Below are 22,377 nucleotides of genomic sequence, written 5' to 3'. Positions count from 1 at the left end.
CGCGCCACACGGCGCGCTCTGCGACGGCGCCGGGCAAATGGGATCAAACGATCTACCACCATACGCACCCCTCACCCCGGAAGGCAAACCGAGCCGTCCCACCCGCGCCGACCCGCCGGCGGCGCCGCTCCCGGGCCCGCCGCTCGCCCCACCACTCGCCCCGTCGCGACCCGCTCACCGCATCCAGGCTCAACCGTCCGCCGACCGAACGCCGTTGAGCCGTCCGCCCGGGCCCGGAGGGCGCCGGATGCAGGACACCGGGCGCCCCGGCACCAGGCCTCGGGCGCGCCGGGCATCCGGTCGGTCGGGCCTCCGATGCCGGACGTCGGAGCTCCGGCGCAAGACGTCGGAACTCCGGCGCAGGACGTCGGATGGGACGCGCCAGGCGCGCGACCACCGGCAGACCCCGCAGATCCACCGGCCGCCCCTCCGCCGGAGCCGGCACCCACCGGACGCACGGAGCCGGCACCCACCGGGCGCACTCACGCCGGCGTCCCGGCTGCCGGGGCCGGCTCCTGCTGGGCGAGCTGCACACCGGTCACCCCGGCCGTCCCGTGCGCCGACGAGGACGGCTCCGCGGACGGCGGCGCGGACGACTGCGAGGGCTGCGGAGACGGCTCTTCGGTCGGCTCCGGCGACGGACCGGACCGGGTGGGGCTCGGCTGCGCCGGGCTCGCGGAGGGGGTGCCCGCGGGCGCCCCGCTCCGCGTCGTCTCCGGCGAGGCGGCGGCAGCGGCATCGGCGCTCACGCTCGCCTCCGCCGACGGCGAGGCCGAGGCGGCCGGCGCCGACTGCCCCGCCTTGGCATCCTCCGCGTGCCCGTGCCCTTCGCCCCGGCCCGCCGCACCGCCGCGCACGTGCGGGTGGCCCGGCGCCGCCGCACCGCCGTCGGGCTGCGCACCGCCCTGCCGCACCGCCGGCTGCGACGGCAGGCTCCCGCCCCCGCCCCCCACGCTCATGCACCCTGCGGCGGCGGTGACGCCCAGGACGGCGGCGGCCAGGCGGACGGGCAGGTTCAAGGGGCGCACGGGGCCACCTCCGGGGCGTGAGGGAGAGTCAACATGCCCAACTCCCGTCACCCGTGTCAGGACACGCGCGGGTGTGCCGGGGTCCCCTAGCCGTACCCGAGGGCGTGCAGCCGGGCGTCGTCGATGCCGAAGTGGTGGGCGATCTCGTGCACCACGGTGACCTCGGTCTCCGCGACCACGTCGTCACGCGTCGTGCACATCCGCAGCGTCGGCCCCCGGTAGACGGTGATGCGGTCCGGCAGCACCCCCGCGTACCACTCGCCCCGCTCCGTCAGCGGGATCCCCTCGTACAACCCGAGCAGCCCGGGGTCGTCGGCCGGCGGTTCGTCCTCCACGAACACCGCCACGTTGTCCAGCAGCCGCATCAGTTCCGGGGGGATCCGGTCGAGGGCCTCGGCGACCAGTTCCTCGAACTCCTCGCGCGTCATCTCCAGCACACGGCCATTGTCCGGCACGACACCGCGCACGGGGGCGCATCCTGGACCCGTGCGAGAACACGAACAGGAACCCGGACGGGAACGCGGGCGGGAGGGCGGACGGAGGGAGCGAAGCAGGGCGAGGGGCGCAGCGCGGGGCGCACGCGGACCGGCACCGCATACCCGGGCCCCATCCGGGCATACGGGACCAATGGCCCGCGTCCGTGTCGCAGCCCTGACCTGCCTGAACCGTGTGAACCGATTCCGCAGGGCGTTCTTTGCCGCCCTCGCCCGACTGCTCCGCCGCCGTCGCCGCGCACCGCGCCTCGAGCTGGCACCCCGGCAGAACCCGTGGGTCCAGGCCTTCGGGCTGGTCGGCGTGGTCATCGTCGGCGCGTGGCTGGGCCTGCTGATCGTCGGGAACGTGCGCACCCCGGTGGGCCCCATGGACACCACCATGACCCTCCGCCCGTCCCTGACCGGCGGCACCAAGATCAACGTGTCGCCGCTCGGCGCGCTGCAGCTCGACAGCCACCACGCGCCGCTGCGCCTGGACGTCAACGTCGACCGGCTGGACCCCGTCCGCTCGCAGGCCCTGGTGGACCATCCCGACCGTTTCTCGGGGCTGCAGCACGAGGTCACCCGGGACGTCGAGCACGGCACCCGCGACCTGGCGGTGCGCTCCTCCGTCGCGGTCGTCGCCGGCGCCACCGCCCTCGGCCTCGCGGTCTACCGCCGGCCCCGGCGGGCCCTCGCCGCGGGGGGCCTGGCGCTGAGCCTGCTGGCCGCCTCCGCCGGCATGGCGTACGCCACCTGGAACCCGAAGTCGGTGCTGGAGCCGAAGTTCTCCGGACTGCTGTCCTCCGCGCCCTCCGTGGTCGGCAACGCGCGCAACATCGTCACCGAGTTCAACGTCTACCAGCAGGAGTTGGCACGGCTGGTGACGAACGTGACCAAGCTCTACGACGTCACGTCCACGCTGCCCGCCTACCGCCCGGACCCCACCACCATCCGGGTGCTGCACGTGTCGGACATCCACCTCAACCCGGCGAGCTGGAAGATCATCGCCTCCCTGGTGCAGCAGTACAAGGTCAACGTGATCGTCGACTCGGGCGACACCATGGACCACGGCACCGCGGCGGAGAACGGCTTCCTGGATCCGATCCAGCACCTGGGCGCCCCCTACGTCTGGGTGCGCGGCAACCACGACTCCCGTGTCACCCAGCGCTACCTCCTGGGTCTGCAGAACGTGCACGTCCTGGACGACGGACGCGCGGTGACCGTCGCCGGCGTGCGCTTCGCGGGCATCGGGGACCCGCGGTTCACCCCCGACCGGTCGGTCTCGCCGGGCGGCGACGCGGCGGAGCGGCTGGCCGGGGCGAGACTGGCCTCGGCGCTGCGGGACCAGCAGGCGGCGGGCGCCCCCGTGGACGTCGCGGTGGCCCACGAGCCGGTCGCGGCCCGGGAGACCGACGGCGAGGTGCCGCTCGTGCTGGCCGGGCACATCCACCACGAGAAGACGGAGATCATGCGGTACGGGACCCGGCTGCGGGTCGAGGGCTCCACCGGCGGCAGCGGACTGCGCGCCGTGGAGGGCAAGTACCCCGACCCGATCGAGGCGTCGATCCTCTACCTCGACCGGACCACGCACCGCCTCCAGGCCTGGGACGAGATCCACCTGGGCGGTCTGGGGCTGACGACGGCCGAGGTCAGCCGGCACCTGCCGAAGGAGAACCAGCCGGGCGCGTCCCCCTCCCCGACACCCTCCACCGGCCCCTCGGACGGCTCCTCCACCGGCCCCTCACCCCGCGCCACGACCGGTTCCTCCGCCGGTGCCTCGCCGGGCGGGTCGGCGACCGGGCCGGCCGAACGCCCGCGGAGCGGCTCGGCGAGCCCCGCACCGGCCCCCTCCCCCACCCGGCCGGCCACAGCCCCGTAGACGGCCCCGGCCCGGCCGGGATCCGGGCCGGGATCCCGGTCCGGAAACCGTTTTGGCGATACCTCCCGCCATCCCATATGCTTCTCACGTCCCCGACGCGCTGAGAAGCGCCCAGGCGGGCCGATAGCCCTCATCGTCTAGCGGCCTAGGACGCCGCCCTTTCAAGGCGGTAGCACGGGTTCGAATCCCGTTGGGGGCACGCGTCACCGTGTGCGACACTGTCGTACGCAGCAGCTTGGTCCTGTGGAGCAGTTTGGAGTGCTCGCCACCCTGTCAAGGTGGAGGCCGCGGGTTCAAATCCCGTCAGGACCGCTGAGGTTTGCGAAAGCCTCGACGGCTGGGTAGCTCAGTTGGTACGAGCGTCCGCCTGAAAAGCGGAAGGTCGCCGGTTCGACCCCGGCCCCAGCCACAGCGCTGAACAGCGAGAAGACCTCCGCCGGGATTCCGGCGGGGGTCTTTCGTCACCGTCCTGGCGACAGTACGACGGCAGTGGGTCTCAGGTCGGCTCTGCTGGAAGAGCTTGCCGAGCTGCGTCAACGCCTTCCGCTTCTCCTCCGCCGACGCGTGGACGCACACGCCGAGGGTGACCTGAACAGCCACGGCTCCAGGAGCGACGGGGAAGACGGCCGCTCACCCACCCGCCTTCACCCCGGCACGGAGCGTGGCGCACGCTTGCGAGGAGCCGGCGGAGAGGGAACTGATCATGTTGTCCGCGAGTGATCTCGAGGCTTGCTTCGGTGCGCCTCGCGGCTACTCCACGGTGGATGCCTGGGAAGAGATGGAGGCTTCGACGGGGCCGCTGCCCATGGACTACAAGGAGTTCGTGGCGGCGTTCGGTCCGGGCACCATCGGCCGTTTCCTGCACGTGCTGCATCCGCAGTCCGTCACGCTCGACATGTTCGAAACGATTGAGCGCATGGCTCCGCTCCACCAGGAGCTCTTTCCCGACACGATTCCCCACCCGGTGTTCCCTCGGGACGACGGCGGCATGGTCCAGTGGGCGAGCACGGCGGAAGGCGACGCCTGCTTCCTGGTCCAGGGCACCGAGGGCACATGGCGCATCGGAGTCTGGTTCCGCCAGTGGGCCCGGTGGGAGGAGTACGAGGAGAGCGTCCCGGTCTGGCTCGTCCGCCAAGCCGGAGGCAAGCTCACCGTTCCCGGCCTGCCACTGCACCTGCACGGTGGCTTCGTTCCCACCGACTGAGCCACGGCGCCGTGAGCCGCCCGAGTCGCAATCGGTCGAGCGGCCCACTGATGTCCGACACCGGCCGCTGACGCCGGCAGCGGTGGACAACGACGGACGGGAGCGGATGCCGGCGGACCGTCAGTCCTTCCCGGCAAAAGCGTTCGCCAGGAATTTCCCGGGGATGAGATCCTGGATCCCGTATGTCTACGCACCCTGCCCCCGCCCTCGGCTCCCTCGCCGCCCGCCTGACCGAGCTTTCCCTGCGCGATGCGCACCGGCTCGGGCGCAGGCTCGAAGGCGCGCGCAAGATCCGCAAGCCGGAGGCCCGTGCCGCCGTCCTCGCCGAGATCGAGGCGGAGGTCGCGAAGGCCGAGGCGCGGATGGGCGCGCGGCGCGGCCGCCTGCCCGCCGTCAGCTACCCCGAGCAACTGCCGGTGAGCCAGAAGAAGGACGCGATCGCCGAGGCGATCCGCGATCACCAGGTGGTCATCGTCGCCGGTGAGACCGGGTCCGGGAAGACCACGCAGATCCCGAAGATCTGCATGGAGCTGGGGCGCGGCGTGCGGGGCCTGATCGGGCACACGCAGCCCCGCCGGATCGCCGCGCGGACCGTCGCCGAGCGGGTCGCGGAGGAGCTGCGGACCCCGCTCGGGGAGGCCGTCGGCTGGAAGGTGCGGTTCACCGACCAGGTCGATCCGGACGCCACCTTCGTCAAGCTGATGACCGACGGGATCCTGCTCGCGGAGATCCAGACCGACCGCGAGCTGCGCGCCTACGACACGATCATCATCGACGAGGCCCACGAGCGGTCCCTCAACATCGACTTCCTGCTCGGGTACCTCGCGCAGCTGCTGCCCAGGCGGCCCGACCTGAAGGTCGTCATCACCTCCGCGACGATCGACCCCGAGCGGTTCTCGCGGCACTTCGGCGACGCGCCGATCATCGAGGTCAGCGGGCGGACGTACCCGGTGGAGGTGCGGTACCGGCCGCTGCTGGAGGAGGACGGCGACGAGGCCGACCGGGACCAGATCACCGCGATCACCGACGCCGTCGAGGAACTGATGGCGGAGGGGCGGGGCGACATCCTGGTCTTCCTCTCCGGGGAGCGGGAGATCCGCGACACCGCGGACGCGCTGAACCGGAAGAAGTACCGGTTCACCGAGGTGCTCCCGCTGTACGCCCGGCTGTCGCACGCCGAGCAGCACCGGGTGTTCCAGCCGCACACCGGCCGCCGGATCGTCCTGGCGACGAACGTGGCGGAGACCTCGCTCACCGTCCCCGGCATCAAGTACGTCATCGACCCCGGCTTCGCGCGCATCTCCCGCTACAGCCACCGCACCAAGGTGCAGCGGCTGCCCATCGAGCCGATCTCGCAGGCCAGCGCCAACCAGCGCAAGGGCCGCTGCGGGCGGACCAGCGACGGTGTCTGCATCCGGCTGTACGGCGAGGACGACTTCCTCGCCCGGCCGGAGTTCACCGACGCGGAGATCCTGCGGACGAACCTGGCGTCCGTCATCCTGCAGATGACGGCGGCCGGCCTGGGCGAGATCGAGAAGTTCCCCTTCATCGACCCGCCGGACCACCGCAACATCCGGGACGGTGTGCAGCTGCTGCAGGAACTGGGTGCGCTCGACCCGGCGCAGCAGGACCCGCGCAAACGGCTCACGCAGACCGGGCGGAAGCTGGCCCAGCTGCCCGTCGACCCGCGGCTGGCCCGGATGGTGCTGGAGGCGGACCGGAACGGCTGCGTCCGCGAGGTCATGGTCATAGCGTCCGCGCTGTCCATCCAGGACCCGCGGGAGCGCCCGGCCGACAAGCAGACGCAGGCCGACCAGCAGCACGCCCGCTTCCGCGACGAGACCAGCGACTTCCTGGCCTTCCTCAACCTGTGGCGGTACGTGCGGGAGCAGCAGAAGGAGCGCGGCTCCTCGTCCTTCCGCCGGATGTGCAAGCAGGAGTTCCTGAACTTCCTGCGCATCCGCGAGTGGCAGGACATCTACAGCCAGCTCCGCACGGTCGCCAAGCAGATGGGCATCCACCTCGACGAACGCGACGCCGACGCCGACCGCGTCCACCTCTCCCTCCTCGCGGGACTGCTGTCCCACGTCGGCATGAAGGACGTACGGGAGAACAAGGACCAGGGGCCGCGCAAGGAGGGCGGGCGCAACGAGTACCTCGGCGCCCGCAACGCCAAGTTCGCGATCTTCCCGGGGTCGGCGCTGTTCAAGAAGCCGCCGCGGTTCGTGATGTCGGCGGAGCTGGTGGAGACCAGCCGGCTCTGGGCGCGGGTCAACGCGAAGATCGAACCGGAGTGGGTCGAGCCGCTCGCCGAACACCTGGTGAAGCGGACGTACAGCGAGCCGCACTGGGAGAAGGACCAGGCGGCGGTGATGGCCTACGAGAAGGTCACGCTGTACGGCGTCCCGATCGTCGCCCAGCGGAAGATCAACTACGGGCGGATCGATCCGGAGCTGTCCCGCGAGCTGTTCCTGCGCAACGCGCTCGTCGAGGGCGACTGGCGCACCCACCACAAGTTCTTCGCCGACAACCGCAGGCTGCTCAGCGAGGTCGAGGAGCTGGAGCACCGGGCCCGGCGCCGGGACATCGTCGTCGACGACGAGACGCTGTTCGACTTCTACGACCAGCGGGTGCCCGAACACGTCGTGTCCGGCGCGCACTTCGACTCGTGGTGGAAGCGGAAGCGGCACGAGCAGCCGGACTTCCTGGACTTCGAGCGGGAGATGCTCGTCCGGGAGTCGGCGGAGGCCGTCACCAAGGCGGACTATCCGGACACCTGGCGGCAGGGCCGGCTGAAGTTCCGGGTGACGTACCAGTTCGAGCCGGGCGCGGACGCCGACGGTGTGACCGTGCACATCCCGCTCCAGGTCCTCAACCAGGTCACCGAGGCGGGTTTCGACTGGCAGATCCCCGGACTGCGGGAGGAGCTGGTGACGGAACTGATCCGCTCGCTCCCCAAGCCGATCCGCCGGAACTACGTACCGGCGCCGAACTACGCGAAGGCGTTCCTGGAGAAGGCGGCGCCCGCACCGGACACGGCCGGACCCGAGCAGGGGGACGCCGCCGGGGAGCCGTTGACGGCGACCATGGCGCGGGAGCTGAAGCGCATGGTCGGCGTGCCGTTCGAGGCGGAGGACTTCGACTGGGCGAAGGTGCCGGACCATCTGCGCATCACCTTCCGGATCGTCGACGAGCGGCGCCGCAAGGTCGCCGAGGACAAGGACCTGGAGGCGCTGAGGCTCCGGCTGAAGCCCAGGGCGCGCAAGGCGCTGTCGCAGGCCGCGGCGGCCACCGCGTCCCGTCGGGGCGGGGAGTCGCTGGAGCGGGCGGGCCTGACCGACTGGACGATCGGCACGCTCAGCCGCGTCTTCGAGACGCGCCGCGCGGGCCATCCCGTCAAGGCGTACCCGGCGCTCGTCGACGACGGCGACACGGTCTCCGTGCGGCTGTTCGACACCGAGGCGGAGCAGGCCGAGGCGATGTGGAAGGGCACCCGCCGGCTGATCCTGCGGTCCATTCCGGTCAATCCGGCAAAGTTTGCGTCCGAGAAGCTGACGAACGCACAGAAGTTGGCGCTGTCGGCGAATCCGCACGGTTCGATTCCGGCGCTGTTCGAGGACTGCGCGACGGCGGCCGCGGACAAGCTGATCGCGGACTTCGGCGGACCGGCGTGGGACGAGGAGTCGTACCGCAAGCTGTACGAGCGGGTGCGCGCGGAGATCGTCGACACGACCGTCGGCACGGTGGCGCGGGTGCAGCAGGTGCTGGCCGCCTGGCAGGCCTGCGAGCGCCGGCTGAAGGCGGCACGCAGTCCGGCTCTGCTGGCGAACCTGCAGGACGTGCGCGAGCAGTTGGACGGGCTGGTCCGGCCCGGTTTCGTGACCGGGGCGGGCCTGCGCCGGCTGCCCGACCTGATGCGCTACCTGGTAGCCGCGGACCGGCGGCTGCAGCAGATGCCGACGGCCGTGCAGCGGGACACCACCCGCATGGAGAAGGTCCACGAGATGCAGGACGAGTACGCCTGGCTGCTGGAGCAGTTGCCGCGGGGCCGCCCGGTGCCCTCCTCGGTGCGGGAGGTCCGCTGGATGATCGAGGAGCTGCGGGTCAGCTACTTCGCGCACGCCCTGGGCACGGCGTACCCGGTCTCCGACAAGCGGATCGTGCGGGCGATCGACGCGCTGGTGCCGTGACCGGACGGGTACGCGGGGTGAGTTCGACCAGGGGCTCACCCTCCTGTACAGTCTCTTCTCGCAGCGCACCGGAAGGTCCGCGCCGCGAAACCCACCCGCCGCCGAGGCGCGGGAGGGGCTCCCAGGTCCTGTGGAGCAGTTTGGAGTGCTCGCCACCCTGTCAAGGTGGAGGCCGCGGGTTCAAATCCCGTCAGGACCGCAGCAGCAGTGGTGAAGGCCCGCATCCGACGAGGGATGCGGGCCTTCTTCGTACGGGACGGCTCGCCCGCGGTGGCCGCCCGCGGTGACCGATCGAGGTGGCCGCCCACGGTGACCGATCGCGGTGGCCGATGCCCCGGCGCGCGGCGCCGCCGTTGGACGAGGGTGCTCGCCGGCGGATCGGTCGCGGAGCCGTTCCCTCCGCCGCGGTCGGCCGGCCCCGCCCCACCACCGCACCGCCCCACCGCGTCGTCCGCCGGCCCGTCCGCCGCCCCGGAACCGTGCAGGGGGCCGCTTCGGGGCCGGGACCGCCGGCGCGCCGCAGCCGGTGGCTGGGGTACGGAGCAGCCCGCCGCCGCGGGCCAACGGCGCCCGCAGGCGCACCGGGTGGCGCCGGGACGGGCTGGGACGCGCCACAGCGGACGCTCGCCGCCCCAGCCGTACCAGCACCTCCTGTGGCACCCCGTGCGGCCTTGACGGCGTCACATTCGCCCAGTAATCCGGATACAGGGCCCCGCTCTCCGACAGGCCCTGGAGGTGGCGTATGGCGGCATCGGTCAGGCACGAGACGCGGGCTCTGCTCCGCGCGCACCTGTCGGCCGCGTCGTCCTACGGCCACCTGGCCCGCCATTGCCCCATCTGCCACCATCTGGAGAGGCTGGCGATGGATTCCCCGCCACGGCGCGGCGAGTTGCCGGAGGACCGCGTGGAGGGCGACAGTCCCGGCGAGGCGTGACACCCGCCGGAGCGGGCGGAGTTGGGACCGCCGAAGCGGCACTCGGCTCCTATATCGCATGTATTGCAGGGACAACAAGCCTCCCGTTCTGTGACGGGAGTCACTGAACGAGTGAATGACTTCGGGGTTCTTACCCTGTCCCTACAAGGGGTCAATTTAATATGTGCAATTGCACCGGTAGTCCAGGTGTTCTCCAGCGGATGCGACAGGTCTCCCCAGAGTCCGACAAGCCCGCCCACGGGGGCGGTCGGCAGCACCGGCCCGGCGCACAAAAAAGATCGCGCTGGACCCGGCGGAGTCCAGCGCGATCCACGACGCACCCTGTGTCGCTTGCCTGATGAGGTCCGAGGACCTCTGCCCGGCTCGGGCGTGGGGCCTGTTGGGGCAGTACCCCGCGTCGCTTCGAGCGGTGTCCGGGCGGCTGGGCGGGTTGGGGGACCTGCCGGTTTGCCCGGTTATGCAGTTGTTCAGGCCTCGCTGCGCTGCTGCGGAATGCCCGCGAGCAGTGCGCGGACCTCGGCCTCGCGGTAGCGGCGGTGCCCGCCGAGCGTGCGGATCGACGTCAGCTTCCCGGCCTTCGCCCAGCGCGTGACCGTCTTGGGATCGACACGGAACATGCTGGCGACCTCAGCCGGGGTCAGCAGCGGCTCGGCTTCAGGGGTGCGAGCGGTCATGAGCGGCCTCCTCGGGAGAACCGAACCTTCTCGGTTCTTTCCTCTAAATTCTGCACCTTGACCCGCGTTGCCCGAAATGGCGGACGCGAGTCGAGTCGGTTATAGGACGAACGGCTTGTCCTCGGCACTACAACTACACCATCTGTCCAGCCGCGTCGGCCAAACCGATGGAATTGCCCTCCCAGGTGTCCATCAGCGACGGAAGCCGATGGACCATGCCATAGCGGACAGTCACGCCGCTGTGACGATCAGTCACAGGGCGATCAGGAGGCATCAGACCCCCCAAATGCGTGCAATGCGAAGATTCCACCCAAGGTGGAGCATAGTTGGGCGGACGGAGCCCTCCCCGGACTCCTTGTCCTATTTTGGCACGAGGAAGGGTAAGGGACGCAAGAGCGGCGTACGTGCGGTCTGTCACGCTTGACACAAACGCCCGGATCGAGCCCTACATCCCGTCAGCCGCCCGAAGTACCGTATGACCGTACGTGTTTTCGACCACGATGGACACCGTGACATACGTCACTTCTTCAACGACTGCCGTACCGTCAGTTCGCCGAACGCAGGTCCCGGACCGACCGCCAGCGCTCCACCAGCCGGCCGTAGGCCTCCCCCGCCGCGACCTGGTCACCGCGCCGCAGCGCCTCGATCCCCTCGGCGACGTCCGCCGCGGAGTGGTCGTCCTCGAGCTCGCCGGCCGGCAGCACGTGCACCAGTCCGCCGTAGTCGAGCTCCACCACCGAGCGCGGGTGGAACTCCTCCAGCCAGCGGCCCACGTCCACCAGCCCGTCGATCAGCGGGCCCTCGTCGACGGCGTCCCTGAGCGCGCGCAGTCCCCGCGCGACCCGGCGCCGGGCCTGCACCATCGGCGTGCGGTAGCGCAGCATCGGCGGGACCTCGCCGGACCCCTTGTCGAACCGCCTCTCCTCGTCGGAGACGAGCACGAACCAGTTCAGCGGCACCTGCCAGGTCGCCGTGCGGATCCACGGACGGGCGTCGGGATTGCGGACCAGCCAGCGCTCGTAGTCCTGGGCGGTCTGACGGCGCACGACCTCGGGCAGCGCCGCGTCCAGCACCGGCTTCGGCAGGTCCTCGTCAAGATCGCCCAGCGCCTGCCAGCCGCGCAGCCGGGTCCGCCAGGGGCAGACGCACACGCCCCCGTCCGCCTCCAGCACGAAGGCGTCCGCGCTCTCCTGCACCGGCACCGCCACCGGCGGGGTGGGCAGCAAGTCGGCCAGGGAACGGCGCAGTTCGTCCTGGTAGGAGGGGCGCTCCCGGCGGCGGGCATAGCGCGCCCAGTGACTGCGCTCCGGCTCGGGGAAGGCAGCCAGCGGCTCGTACACGCGCAGATAGGTCGCGTACGGAACGACCACCGAGGACGACACCTTGGGCACGCCTGCTCCCTCCCCCGCCCACTGCCGGGGAAACCTGCGGAACCCGCCCACCGGCGGACGGGAAAACTCTGCAAATCGTCGCACGCCCGTCCCCCCTCGGGGGATGATCCTCGACACAGGGAGGTCGGCGGACGGGATCAGGCTCTACGCTCATGCCACGGCGCCCGCCACCCCTACGGGAGCCGCCCTCACCCGCCGCTACGTACTCAGGAGTCACCACCGTGACCGATGTAACCGGCGCACCAACCGGTGTACTGCACACCCTGTTCCACTCGGACCAGGGAGGTCATGAGCAAGTCGTGCTCTGCCAGGACCGCGACAGCGGACTGAAGGCCGTCATCGCCATCCACTCCACCGCCCTGGGCCCCGCGCTCGGCGGCACGCGCTTCTACCCGTACGCGACCGAGGAGGAGGCCGTCGCCGACGCCCTGAACCTCGCGCGCGGCATGTCGTACAAGAACGCCCTGGCCGGCCTCGACCACGGCGGCGGCAAAGCAGTGATCATCGGCGACCCGGAGCGGGACAAGACCGAGGACCTCCTGCTCGCCTACGGGCGCATGGTCGCCTCGCTCGGCGGGCGCTACGTCACCGCGTGCGACGTCGGCACCTATGTCGCCGACATGGACGTCGTCGCCCGCACCTGCCGCTGGACGACCGGCCGCTCCCCGGAGAACGGCGGCGCCGGCGACTCCTCCGTCCTCACCGCATTCGGCGTCTACCAGGGCATGCGGGCCTCGGCCCAGCACCTGTGGGGCGACCCCACGCTGCGCGGCCGCCGGGTCGGGATCTCCGGCGTCGGCAAGGTCGGCCACCACCTGGTGCAGCACCTCCGGGACGAGGGCGCCGAGGTCGTCGTCACCGACGTGCGCGAGGAAGCGGTGCGCCGCGTCCTCGACCGGCACCCGGAGGGCGTGACCGCAGTCGCCGACACCGAGGCGCTGATCCGGGTCGCGGGTCTGGACGTGTACGCCCCGTGCGCGCTGGGCGGCGCCCTGGACGACGACACCGTTCCGGCGCTGACCGCGAAGGTGGTCTGCGGCGCGGCGAACAACCAGCTGGCGCATCCGGGCGTGGAGAAGGACCTGGCCGACCGCGGGATCCTGTACGCGCCGGACTACGTGGTGAACGCCGGCGGGGTCATCCAGGTCGCCGACGAGCTGCACGGCTTCGACTTCGACCGGTGCAGGGCGAAGGCGGCCCGGATCTTCGACACCACACTGGCGATCTTCGCACGTGCGAAGGAGGACGGTATCCCGCCGGCCGCCGCGGCCGACCGGATCGCCGAGCAGCGGATGCACGAAGCCGCGACCGGAGGCGGACGCTGAGATTCCGCGCAGTGCGGTCCGGGGTTTGCGCGGTACCCGCCGGTGGGTAGTTGGAGAGAACTCTCACTCCGACCGGCGGGTCGCCCGCCGACAAGTGGTTAAAATCGTCACTGACCTGGGAGGATGGGGCGCCTCGGGGGTCCTGTGCACACGCGCGTCCTGCGGGCGACGTACCGTATGGCCGCGGGCTCAGGTACCGTGGAAGCCCTACGGACGGACTCTCCGCGGAGAGACCGTTTTGGATCATGAACGCGTGTCAACCTGGGGCCGTCGAGCCCCGTCGTTGAGGGGGTCGAGCCATGGGGCGCGGCCGGGCCAAGGCCAAGCAGACGAAGGTCGCCCGCCAGCTGAAGTACAACAGCGGTGGGACGGACCTGTCACGCCTGGCCGAGGAGCTGGGCGCATCGACGTCGAATCCGTCGCCGAACGGCGACCGCTTCGAGGACGATGAGCACGACGACGACTTGTACTCAAAGTACGCCGATCTCTACGAGGACGGCGACGACGAGGACGAGGACGATTCCTCGCAGCGTCGAGGCGCCTGACGCCCCCAGCGGCTCAGCTGTGTCTCACCCGGTCCGGGGCCGAAGCGCCGGGCCGGGTTTCGTGCTGCACCGGTGACTCTCCCCGCCCCCGGTGCGGTCCCCGGTGCGAACCACCGGCTCCGCGACACCGCGGGCCCCGCGAGGGCACAGGCTCCGAAGCCGCTCCCGCGTTCGCCGCCGAAGCACTGGCCGACACCGGACCAAGGCCAGGGCCAGGGGCACCCTCCGACCGAAGCACCGGGCCAGGGCCAGGGCCAGGGCCAGGAGCTCCTTCCGACCGGAGCACCAGACCCGGCCGCGGGACGCCCCGCGGCGCGCCCGCCGACCGGCGGGCGGCCCGGCCCCCGGGGCTCACCCGCGCCCGCCTCACGCGTGGTCGCCCACCAGCTCGGCTCCCGTCGCCCGGTCGCCGCGCTCGGTGATCTCACCGGCGACCCAGGCGTCCACGCCCCGGTCGGCGAGGGTCGCCAGGGTCACGTCGACCGACTGCGGCGGCACCACGGCGATCATGCCGACGCCCATGTTGAGGGTCTTCTCCAGCTCGGCGCGCTCGACCGTCCCGACCCTGCCGACCAGGTCGAAGACCGGGCCGGGGGTCCAGGTGGAGCGGTCCACGCGCGCGTGCAGCCCCTCGGGGATCACCCGGGCCAGGTTGGCCGCGAGGCCGCCGCCGGTGATGTGCGAGAAGGCGTGCACCTCGGCCGTCCGGGTGAGGGCCAGGCAGTCGAGCGAGTAGATCTTCGTGGGCTCCAGCAGCTCCTCGCCGAGGGTGCGGCCGAGGTCGGCGACCTCCGCCTCCAGCGCCATGCCCGCCTGGTTCAGCAGCACGTGGCGGACCAGGGAGTACCCGTTCGAGTGAAGACCGGAGGACGCCATGGCGACCACGGCGTCGCCCGCGCGGATGCGGTCCGCGCCGAGCAGCCGGTCCGCCTCCACGACGCCGGTGCCGGCCCCCGCGACGTCGAAGTCGTCCTCGCCGAGCAGGCCCGGGTGCTCGGCGGTCTCGCCGCCCACCAGGGCGCAGCCGGCCAGCACGCAGCCCTCCGCGATGCCCTTGACGAGGGCGGCGACCCGCTCGGGGTGGACCTTGCCGACACAGATGTAGTCCGTCATGAACAGCGGTTCGGCACCGCACACCACGATGTCGTCCATGACCATGGCGACCAGGTCGTGGCCGACGGTGTCGTACACGCCGAGCTGCCGGGCGATGTCGACCTTGGTGCCGACGCCGTCGGTGGCGGAGGCGAGCAGCGGGCGCTCGTAGCGCTTGAGGGCGGAGGCGTCGAAGAGGCCGGCGAATCCGCCGAGGCCGCCGAGGACCTCGGGGCGCTGCGTCTTCTTCACCCACTCCTTCATCAGCTCGACCGCGCGGTCGCCCGCCTCGATGTCGACGCCGGCAGCCGCGTAGGAAGAGCCGGTAGCTGTCTCAGACATGGCCTGGGATCTTTCGGTTCGGTGTGACGTACGGGCTCACGGGCGACGGATGGCGTCGACCGAGGCCGGGGCGGCCGTACCGGCGGCCAGCTCGGTCTCCAGCAGCTGCTTGCCGAGCAGCTCCGGGTCGGGCAGCTCCATCGGGTACTCGCCGTCGAAGCAGGCGCGGCACAGGTTCGGCTTGGCGATGGTGGTCGCCTCGATCATGCCGTCGATGGAGATGTACGCCAGCGAGTCGGCGCCGAGGGACGTGCCGATCTCGTCGATGGTCATGCCGTTGGCGATCAGCTCCGCGCGGGTGGCGAAGTCGATACCGAAGAAGCAGGGCCACTTCACGGGCGGGGAGGAGATCCGGATGTGGACCTCGGCCGCGCCCGCCTCGCGGAGCATGCGGACCAGGGCCCGCTGGGTGTTGCCGCGCACGATCGAGTCGTCCACGACGACCAGCCGCTTGCCCTTGATGACTTCCTTCAGCGGGTTCAGCTTCAGGCGGATGCCGAGCTGCCGGATGGTCTGGGAGGGCTGGATGAAGGTCCGGCCGACGTAGGCGTTCTTGACCAGTCCGGCGCCGAAGGGGATGCCGGAGGCCTCCGCGTAGCCGATCGCCGCCGGGGTGCCGGACTCCGGTGTCGGTATCACCAGGTCGGCCTCGACCGGCGCCTCCTTGGCGAGGCGGCGGCCCATCTCGGCACGCGAGAGGTAGACGTTCCGGCCGGCGATGTCGGTGTCCGGGCGGGCCAGGTACACGTACTCGAAGACACAGCCCTTGGGCTTTGCTTCCGCGAACCTGGAGCTGCGCAGGCCGTTCTCGTCGATGGCGATGAACTCGCCCGGCTCGATCTCCCGGACGAAGCTGGCGCCGACGATGTCCAGGGCGGCACTCTCGGAGGCGACCACCCAGCCGCGCTCCAGGCGGCCCAGGACCAGCGGGCGGATGCCCTGCGGGTCGCGGGCGGCGTAGAGGGTGTGCTCGTCCATGAAGACGAGGCTGAAGGCGCCCCTGACCTGCTTCAGGACCGTCGGGGCGGCCTCCTCGACGGTCAGCCGCCGGCCGTCCTCACCGGTCTGGCCGGCGAGCAGCGCCGTGACGAGGTCGGTGTCGTTGGTGGCCGCGACGCGGGTCGAACGGCCGTTGCCGTCCTGGGGCAGGTCGGCGACCATCTCGGCGAGCTGGGCCGTGTTGACCAGGTTGCCGTTGTGCCCGAGGGCGACGGAACCGTGCGCGGTGGCGCGGAACGTCGGCTGGGCGTTCTCCCACACGGACGCACCGGTGGTCGAGTAGCGGGCGTGACCGACCGCGATGTGGCCCTGGAGCGAGCCGAGGGAGGTCTCGTCGAAGACCTGGGACACCAGGCCCATGTCCTTGAAGACGAGGATCTGGGAGCCGTTGCTGACCGCGATTCCCGCGGATTCCTGGCCCCGATGCTGGAGGGCGTAGAGCCCGAAGTACGTGAGCTTGGCGACCTCTTCGCCCGGAGCCCAGACACCGAAGACGCCACACGCGTCCTGGGGGCCTTTCTCGCCGGGGAGCAGGTCGTGGTTGAGTCGTCCGTCACCACGTGGCACGGCACCGAGTGTAGGCGAGATCGACCACTGGTCCGAATTGGGGATGCGCGGGCCCCGGTGGATCACCCGCCGGGGCCCGGGACGGCGCCTGTCGTGTTTTCCCAGCTCACGGGGGTGATGCAGGGGCCGTGGGGGGCGTTGGCCGGCGGTCCGCGCGGGCTCCGCGGGGATTCGCGCGGTGCGCGTGAGTGAGGCGTCGCACACCATTCGGGCCCGCCGGGGCGGTCCGACGGGTCTGCCAGGGCGGTACGGAGGGTCTGCCAGGGCGGTTCGGAGGGTCTGCCCGTCCGGTTCGGCGGGTCTGCCGGGTCAGGTGAGCAGCGGCAGCAGGGCCGACAGGTCGGCGCGTTCGCCGCTGGCGCTGACCCGGGCCTCCTCGACGGCGTCCGCCCAGGTCAGGCGGCCGGTGGCCAGTCTGATCCAGGTCAGCGGATCGGTCTCGACGACGTTGGGCGGGGTACCGCGGGTGTGCCGGGGGCCCTCGACGCACTGCACGACGGCGTACGGCGGGATCCGCAGCTCGGTGGCCCCGCCGGGCGCCCGGGCGGCGAACGCGTCGGCGAGCAGCCGGGTGGCCGCGGCCAGCGCCTGCCGGTCCAGCGGGACGCCGAGGCCGGGCAGGGCGGCGTTGAGGTCGTCGCTGTGGACCACCAGTTCCACCGTGCGGGTGACGAGGTACTCGTCGAGTGACAGGGCGCCCGCGCCGGTGGCGAGCAGCCTGCTGCCGGGGTGGGCGGCGAGGGCGGCGGCGAGGCGCTCCTCGGCGGCGGCCAGGTGGGCGTCCGGGTCGGGCTGGCGTGCCGCGAGGTCGCGGGCGTACGCGGCGATGTCCGGGGCGTCGGCGACGATCGCGGAGGGCCAGTCGAGCAGCGCCCCGCCGGGCCTGGCCGGCTCCGGCAGTTCGAGCAGCCGGGTCACGGCCCCCAGCACCGCCGCCAGGTGGGCGACCAGGTCCCGTACGGTCCAGGCGCCGAGCCGGGTGGGCGCCGCAAGCTGCTCGGGGGTGAGGGTGCGGACCGCGTCGCGTACGTGCCCGTACTGCGCCAGCACCGCCGCGCGGGTCCGGGCGGGGTCGTAGGTCCGGGGGCGGGTGCGCTTCTTGGCCGGGGGCATGGAGGGGAGCTTAGGCGGCGCGCCCCAGGGGCCGGGCGGGCACGGGCGGGCACGGGCGGGCGGCGCCGTCGGGCGCGGGGAAGCGGGCGGCGCCGTCGGGCGCGGGGAGGCGGGCGGCGCAGGCAGGGTCCGGCGGGCACGGGCGGGCGGAAACCCTCAGGGCCGCTCCGGCGGGCGCGGGCGTGCGGCGTCGGCGACCTCCGCGGACCCCCTGACCGAGGCCGTCCGCCGCGGGGGGCCGCTGAACCGTGCGGACGGCAACCGCGCGGACCCCGCCCGGAAGGGGCGGGGTCCGCGCGGGCGTACCGGCGTGCGGCCGGTCAGGCGAGCAGAGCGGGGAGGGTGTCCTCGTGGGCCTTCCGCAGCTCCGCCAGCGGCAGCGCGAACTGGCCCTGGAGCTCGACCGCGTCGCCGTCCACGACACCGACGCGGGTGGCCGGCAGGCCGCGGGCGCCGCACATGTCGTTGAAGCGGACCTCCTCCGAACGCGGCACGGCGACGAGAGCGCGGCCGGCGGACTCGGAGAAGAGGAAGGTGAAGGCGTCCAGCCCGTCGGGGACGACCAGGCGCGCGCCCTTGCCGCCGAGCAGGGCGGACTCCACGACCGCCTGGACGAGACCGCCGTCGGACAGGTCGTGGGCGGAGTCGACCATCCCGTCCCGGGAGGCGGAGATCAGGATCTCGGCCAGCAGGCGCTCGCGCTCCAGGTCCACCGCGGGCGGCAGGCCGCCCAGGTGGTCGTGGACGACCTGCGCCCAGGCCGAACCGCCGAACTCCGCGCGGGTGTCGCCGAGGAGGTACAGCAGCTGGCCCTCCTCCTGGAAGGCGACCGGGGTGCGCCGGGCCACGTCGTCGATGACGCCGAGGACGGCGACGACGGGGGTCGGGTGGATGGCGGCCTCGCCGGTCTGGTTGTACAGCGAGACGTTGCCGCCGGTGACCGGGGTGCCGAGCTGCCGGCAACCGTCCGCCAGACCCCGCACGGCCTCCGCGAACTGCCACATGACCGCCGGGTCCTCCGGGGAGCCGAAGTTCAGGCAGTCGGAGACGGCGAGCGGCTTCGCGCCGGTCGTCGCCACGTTGCGGTAGGCCTCAGCGAGGGCGAGCTGGGCGCCGGTGTACGGGTCGAGCTTGGCGTACCGGCCGTTGCCGTCCGTCGCGAGGGCGACGCCGAGGCCGGACTCCTCGTCGATGCGGATCATGCCGGAGTCCTCGGGCTGGGCGAGGACCGTGTTGCCCTGCACGAAGTGGTCGTACTGGGACGTGATCCACTTCTTGGAGGCCTGGTTGGGCGAGCCGACCAGCTTCAGGACCTGCTCCCGCAGCTCCTGCGGGTTCGCCGGGCGCGCCAGGCCGTCGGCGGTGTCCGCCTGCAGCTCGTCCTGCCAGGACGGGCGGGCGTACGGCCGCTCGTAGACCGGGCCCTCGTGCGCGACGGTGCGCGGGTCGACGTCGACGATCTTGCCGCCGTGCCAGTAGATCTCCAGACGGTCCCCGTCGGTCACCTCGCCGATGACGGTGGCGATGACGTCCCACTTCCCGCAGATCTCCAGGAAGCGGTCGACCTTCCCCGGCTCGACGACCGCGCACATGCGCTCCTGCGACTCGCTCATGAGGATCTCCTCAGGAGACAGGGTCGAGTCGCGCAGCGGGACGTCGTCCAGGGTGACCCGCATACCGCCGGAGCCGTTCGAGGCCAGCTCGGAGGTGGCGCAGGACAGGCCGGCCGCGCCGAGGTCCTGGATGCCGACGACGAGCTTCTCGGCGAACGCCTCCAGGGTGCACTCGATGAGCAGCTTCTCCTGGAAGGGGTCGCCGACCTGCACGGCGGGGCGCTTGGAGGGCTTGGCGTCGTCGAAGGTCTCGGAGGCGAGGATCGAGGCGCCGCCGATGCCGTCGCCGCCGGTCCTGGCGCCGTAGAGGATGACCTTGTTGCCCGCTCCGGACGCCTTGGCGAGGTGGATGTCCTCGTGCCGCATCACGCCGACGCAGCCGGCGTTGACCAGCGGGTTGCCCTGGTAGCAGGGGTCGAAGACGACTTCGCCGCCGATGTTGGGCAGGCCCAGGCAGTTGCCGTAGCCGCCGATGCCGGCCACCACGCCGGGCAGGACGCGCCGGGTGTCCGGGTGGTCGGCCGCGCCGAAGCGCAGCGGGTCGACGACGGCGACCGGGCGGGCGCCCATCGCGATGATGTCGCGGACGATGCCGCCGACGCCGGTGGCCGCGCCCTGGTAGGGCTCCACGTACGAGGGGTGGTTGTGCGATTCGACCTTGAAGGTGACCGCGTAGCCCTGGCCGACGTCGACGACGCCGGCGTTCTCGCCGATGCCGACGAGCAGGGCGTCGCTCTCGGGGGCCTTCTCGCCGAACTGGCGGAGGTGGACCTTGGACGACTTGTACGAGCAGTGCTCGGACCACATGACGGAGTACATGGCGAGCTCGGCGCCGGTGGGGCGGCGGCCCAGGATCTCCACGACCCGCTCGTACTCGTCCTTCTTCAGGCCGAGCTCGGCCCAGGGCAGCTCGACGTCGGGGGTCTCGGCCGCGTGCTCGACCGTGTCCAGAGGCGTCCTGCTCATGCGTTGACCAGCTTCTTGAGGATCGAGGTGAAGAAGGGGAGGCCGTCGGAGCGGCCGGTGCCGATCAGCGGCTCCACGGCGTGCTCCGGGTGCGGCATCAGCCCGACGACGTTGCCGGCCTCGTTGGTGATGCCGGCGATGTCGCGGAGCGAGCCGTTGGGGTTGAAGTCGAGGTAGCGGAAGGCGACCCGGCCCTCGGCCTCCAGCTCGTCCAGCGTGTACCGGTCGGCGACGTAGCGGCCGTCCATGTTCTTCAGCGGGACGCGGATCTCCTGGCCGGCGCTGTAGTCGCTGGTCCAGGCGGTGTCGGCGTTCTCCACCCGCAGCTTCTGGTCGCGGCAGATGAAGTGCAGGTGGTCGTTGCCGAGCATGGCGCCGGGCAGCAGGTGGGCCTCGGTGAGGACCTGGAAGCCGTTGCAGATGCCGAGGACCGGCATCCCCGCCTTCGCCTGCTCGATGACGCTCTCCATCACCGGGGAGAAACGCGAGATGGCACCGGCGCGGAGGTAGTCGCCGTAGGAGAAGCCACCGGGGAGCACCACGGCGTCGACCTGGTGGAGGTCTTTGTCCTTGTGCCACAGGGCGACGGGTTCGGCGCCCGCGAGGCGGACGGCGCGCTGCGTGTCCCGGTCGTCGAGGCTTCCGGGGAAAGTGACGACGCCAATACGAGCGGTCACTTCGCGGCCTCCGCGACTTCCTCGACCTTCACCGTGAAGTCCTCGATCACCGTGTTGGCGAGGAAGGATTCCGCAAGATCGTGGATGCGGGCGAGGGCGGCGTCGTCGACGGGCCCCTCAACTTCCAGTTCGAAACGCTTTCCCTGACGTACGTCGGAGATGCCGTCGAAACCCAGGCGCGGCAGCGCACGCTGGACCGCCTGGCCCTGGGGGTCGAGGATCTCCGGCTTGAGCATGACGTCGACTACGACGCGTGCCACTGGCACTCCCGGTGTGTGGTGCTGAGCAGGTTCCTTCAGACTACCCGTACAAAATTTCTACGCGAGTAGAGTTGTAGGAAACTACGTGAGCGCCGTCACGATACGGTCTCAAGGGCGTGCACCGGGGAAAACTTCCGGGAAAGATCCGACATCACCTCGCGATACCTATTGCGCCCGGACACGCGGACAGATTTAGTCGGGCTTCACTTTTCATTGCCAGGCACTGTACAAATGAATTAGAAATAACCGATACTCGGCACGTCATCGCACCGTCATCGCCGGTGAACTGCGTCGACGGCCGCACGAAGGGACCGATATTCGTGGCGCAAAAGGTCGTGGTCACACTCTTCGACGACATCGACGGCTCGGAAGCGGCGGAGACGATCGCCTTCGGACTCGACGGCAAGTCGTACGAGATCGACCTGAATGAAGCCAATGCCGGAAAACTGCGCGAGGCGCTGGCGCCCTACGTGGACGCGGGTCGCAAGCGGTCGAGGTCCGGCAAGACGTACCAGCAGACGCACGTGGCGCCCGATCCGGCCGCGGTGCGCGCCTGGGCCCAGGCGAACAAGATGGACGTCCCCGCACGCGGCCGGATCCCCAAGCGGGTCTACGAGGCCTTCGCCGCCGCACAGTGAGCCCGGCCCGACACCCGGTCACCCGCCCCTCGGTCCAACCGACTTGCGCGACACCCCTCCTGATCAGCTAGAGTCTGGAGCACGCCGAGGGGCGAGGGCGGAAAGCCCGGACCTCCGGAGTACATGCGGGTGTAGTTCAGTAGTAGAACATCCCCCTTCCAGGGGGAAGGCGCAGTGTGCAATTCCTGTCACCCGCTCTGCATCGCCGTCACGACCACCTCCGTGGATCAGGTAGGCTGATGCCCGCACCGATCGGTGGGAGCCGGTCGGGGACAGTGCGGACGTAGCTCAGTTGGTAGAGCGCAACCTTGCCAAGGTTGAGGTCGCGAGTTCGAGCCTCGTCGTCCGCTCGCAGAGAAGGCCCCGGTCCTGTGGACCGGGGCTTTTGCATGTGCCGCGCCCGTCTGACATTTGTCATGCCGAACGGTGACGGCGCACACTGCCGCCCACTCCCGGCCGCCGGG

At 71.4% G+C, this 22,377-nt stretch carries 17 protein-coding genes and 6 tRNA genes; 13 read left to right on the top strand and 10 right to left on the bottom strand.

Going from position 1 to position 22,377, the window contains the following annotated elements; translation table 11 throughout:
• Positions 1–482: 482 nt before the first annotated feature.
• Entirely contained in the window at positions 483–1,028 is a 546-nt protein-coding gene (locus tag ACL02U_RS02010; RefSeq protein WP_412788808.1) for a hypothetical protein, read from the bottom strand.
• An 86-nt stretch (positions 1,029–1,114) separates the two neighbouring features.
• The gene (locus tag ACL02U_RS02005; RefSeq protein WP_412788807.1) at positions 1,115–1,465 is read right to left on the bottom strand and encodes a metallopeptidase family protein; all 351 of its coding nucleotides are present in this window, start codon (positions 1,463–1,465) and stop codon (positions 1,115–1,117) included.
• A gap of 190 nt (positions 1,466–1,655) precedes the next feature.
• Between ACL02U_RS02005 and ACL02U_RS02000 the strand changes: the two genes are divergently transcribed.
• From ACL02U_RS02000 to ACL02U_RS01965, 8 genes are all read left to right on the top strand, one after another.
• Positions 1,656–3,383 carry a metallophosphoesterase gene (locus tag ACL02U_RS02000; RefSeq protein ID WP_412788806.1) on the top strand — a complete coding sequence of 576 codons (1,728 nt, stop codon included), beginning with the start codon at positions 1,656–1,658 and terminating at the stop codon, positions 3,381–3,383.
• 126 nt (positions 3,384–3,509) lie between these two features.
• Positions 3,510–3,582 (top strand) — tRNA-Glu (locus ACL02U_RS01995).
• Between the two features lie 38 nt (positions 3,583–3,620).
• Positions 3,621–3,695, top strand: a tRNA-Asp gene (locus ACL02U_RS01990).
• A 23-nt stretch (positions 3,696–3,718) separates the two neighbouring features.
• Positions 3,719–3,792 (top strand) — tRNA-Phe (locus ACL02U_RS01985).
• 294 nt (positions 3,793–4,086) lie between these two features.
• On the top strand, positions 4,087–4,587 hold the full coding sequence (locus tag ACL02U_RS01980) for a hypothetical protein (protein ID WP_412788805.1): 501 nt from the start codon (positions 4,087–4,089) through the stop codon (positions 4,585–4,587).
• A gap of 182 nt (positions 4,588–4,769) precedes the next feature.
• Positions 4,770–8,777: an ATP-dependent RNA helicase HrpA gene (gene hrpA / locus ACL02U_RS01975; RefSeq protein ID WP_412788804.1), complete on the top strand. Its 4,008-nt coding sequence runs from the start codon at positions 4,770–4,772 to the stop codon at positions 8,775–8,777.
• A gap of 124 nt (positions 8,778–8,901) precedes the next feature.
• Positions 8,902–8,976: transfer RNA gene (locus ACL02U_RS01970), tRNA-Asp, on the top strand.
• Between the two features lie 543 nt (positions 8,977–9,519).
• Positions 9,520–9,711, top strand: a complete 192-nt coding sequence (locus tag ACL02U_RS01965) for a DUF6274 family protein (protein ID WP_412788803.1) — start codon at positions 9,520–9,522, stop codon at positions 9,709–9,711.
• A 467-nt stretch (positions 9,712–10,178) separates the two neighbouring features.
• Here the strand turns inward: ACL02U_RS01965 and bldC are convergent, their stop codons facing one another.
• The gene (gene bldC, locus ACL02U_RS01960) at positions 10,179–10,385 is read right to left on the bottom strand and encodes a developmental transcriptional regulator BldC (RefSeq protein WP_016905998.1); all 207 of its coding nucleotides are present in this window, start codon (positions 10,383–10,385) and stop codon (positions 10,179–10,181) included.
• A 545-nt stretch (positions 10,386–10,930) separates the two neighbouring features.
• Positions 10,931–11,776 (bottom strand): hypothetical protein, encoded by an 846-nt coding sequence (locus ACL02U_RS01955; protein ID WP_412788802.1) that lies wholly within the window; start codon positions 11,774–11,776, stop codon positions 10,931–10,933.
• Between the two features lie 221 nt (positions 11,777–11,997).
• Between ACL02U_RS01955 and ACL02U_RS01950 the strand changes: the two genes are divergently transcribed.
• Together ACL02U_RS01950 and ACL02U_RS01945 are read left to right on the top strand one after the other, a co-directional pair.
• The gene (locus ACL02U_RS01950) at positions 11,998–13,101 is read left to right on the top strand and encodes a Leu/Phe/Val dehydrogenase (RefSeq protein WP_412788801.1); all 1,104 of its coding nucleotides are present in this window, start codon (positions 11,998–12,000) and stop codon (positions 13,099–13,101) included.
• 299 nt (positions 13,102–13,400) lie between these two features.
• The gene (locus ACL02U_RS01945) at positions 13,401–13,646 is read left to right on the top strand and encodes a DUF3073 domain-containing protein (protein WP_412788800.1); all 246 of its coding nucleotides are present in this window, start codon (positions 13,401–13,403) and stop codon (positions 13,644–13,646) included.
• 366 nt (positions 13,647–14,012) lie between these two features.
• Here the strand turns inward: ACL02U_RS01945 and purM are convergent, their stop codons facing one another.
• From purM to purS, 6 genes are all read right to left on the bottom strand, one after another.
• A complete protein-coding gene (gene purM, locus ACL02U_RS01940) occupies positions 14,013–15,080 on the bottom strand; it encodes a phosphoribosylformylglycinamidine cyclo-ligase (protein ID WP_412788799.1) in 1,068 nt (355 codons plus the stop codon).
• Between the two features lie 36 nt (positions 15,081–15,116).
• Positions 15,117–16,646, bottom strand: a complete 1,530-nt coding sequence (gene purF / locus ACL02U_RS01935) for an amidophosphoribosyltransferase (RefSeq protein WP_412788798.1) — start codon at positions 16,644–16,646, stop codon at positions 15,117–15,119.
• A gap of 309 nt (positions 16,647–16,955) precedes the next feature.
• Positions 16,956–17,759 carry a sterol carrier family protein gene (locus ACL02U_RS01930; RefSeq protein ID WP_412788797.1) on the bottom strand — a complete coding sequence of 268 codons (804 nt, stop codon included), beginning with the start codon at positions 17,757–17,759 and terminating at the stop codon, positions 16,956–16,958.
• 320 nt (positions 17,760–18,079) lie between these two features.
• Entirely contained in the window at positions 18,080–20,338 is a 2,259-nt protein-coding gene (gene purL, locus ACL02U_RS01925; protein ID WP_412788796.1) for a phosphoribosylformylglycinamidine synthase subunit PurL, read from the bottom strand.
• Positions 20,335–21,015 (bottom strand): phosphoribosylformylglycinamidine synthase subunit PurQ, encoded by a 681-nt coding sequence (gene purQ / locus ACL02U_RS01920; protein ID WP_412788795.1) that lies wholly within the window; start codon positions 21,013–21,015, stop codon positions 20,335–20,337. Before purQ ends, purL begins: the two co-directional genes overlap by 4 nt.
• A complete protein-coding gene (purS, locus tag ACL02U_RS01915) occupies positions 21,012–21,275 on the bottom strand; it encodes a phosphoribosylformylglycinamidine synthase subunit PurS (protein ID WP_412788794.1) in 264 nt (87 codons plus the stop codon). The genes purQ and purS overlap by 4 nt, the downstream gene beginning before the upstream one ends.
• Positions 21,276–21,595: 320 nt before the next feature.
• Between purS and ACL02U_RS01910 the strand changes: the two genes are divergently transcribed.
• From ACL02U_RS01910 to ACL02U_RS01900, 3 genes are all read left to right on the top strand, one after another.
• Complete coding sequence (locus tag ACL02U_RS01910; protein ID WP_412788793.1) at positions 21,596–21,913, top strand: histone-like nucleoid-structuring protein Lsr2; 318 nt, start codon at positions 21,596–21,598, stop codon at positions 21,911–21,913.
• Between the two features lie 125 nt (positions 21,914–22,038).
• Positions 22,039–22,110: transfer RNA gene (locus ACL02U_RS01905), tRNA-Gly, on the top strand.
• Positions 22,111–22,190: 80 nt separating this feature from the next.
• Positions 22,191–22,263 (top strand) — tRNA-Gly (locus ACL02U_RS01900).
• Positions 22,264–22,377 lie beyond the last annotated feature (114 nt).

The organism is Streptomyces sp. MS06 (assembly GCF_047200655.1).
Lineage (GTDB): Bacteria > Actinomycetota > Actinomycetes > Streptomycetales > Streptomycetaceae > Streptomyces.
This window is presented reverse-complemented; position numbering and strand designations above follow the sequence as displayed.

Bases quoted from the DNA above. Each gene is read 5' to 3' on its own strand.
- purM (WP_412788799.1), bottom strand. From the start codon at position 15,080: ATGTCTGAGACAGCTACCGGCTCTTCCTACGCGGCTGCCGGCGTCGAC.
- hrpA (WP_412788804.1), top strand. From the start codon at position 4,770: ATGTCTACGCACCCTGCCCCCGCCCTCGGCTCCCTCGCCGCCCGCCTG.
- ACL02U_RS01980 (WP_412788805.1), top strand. From the start codon at position 4,087: ATGTTGTCCGCGAGTGATCTCGAGGCTTGCTTCGGTGCGCCTCGCGGC.
- purL (WP_412788796.1), bottom strand. From the start codon at position 20,338: ATGAGCAGGACGCCTCTGGACACGGTCGAGCACGCGGCCGAGACCCCC.
- ACL02U_RS01965 (WP_412788803.1), top strand. From the start codon at position 9,520: ATGGCGGCATCGGTCAGGCACGAGACGCGGGCTCTGCTCCGCGCGCAC.
- ACL02U_RS01945 (WP_412788800.1), top strand. From the start codon at position 13,401: ATGGGGCGCGGCCGGGCCAAGGCCAAGCAGACGAAGGTCGCCCGCCAG.
- ACL02U_RS02000 (WP_412788806.1), top strand. From the start codon at position 1,656: ATGGCCCGCGTCCGTGTCGCAGCCCTGACCTGCCTGAACCGTGTGAAC.
- ACL02U_RS01930 (WP_412788797.1), bottom strand. From the start codon at position 17,759: ATGCCCCCGGCCAAGAAGCGCACCCGCCCCCGGACCTACGACCCCGCC.
- bldC (WP_016905998.1), bottom strand. From the start codon at position 10,385: ATGACCGCTCGCACCCCTGAAGCCGAGCCGCTGCTGACCCCGGCTGAG.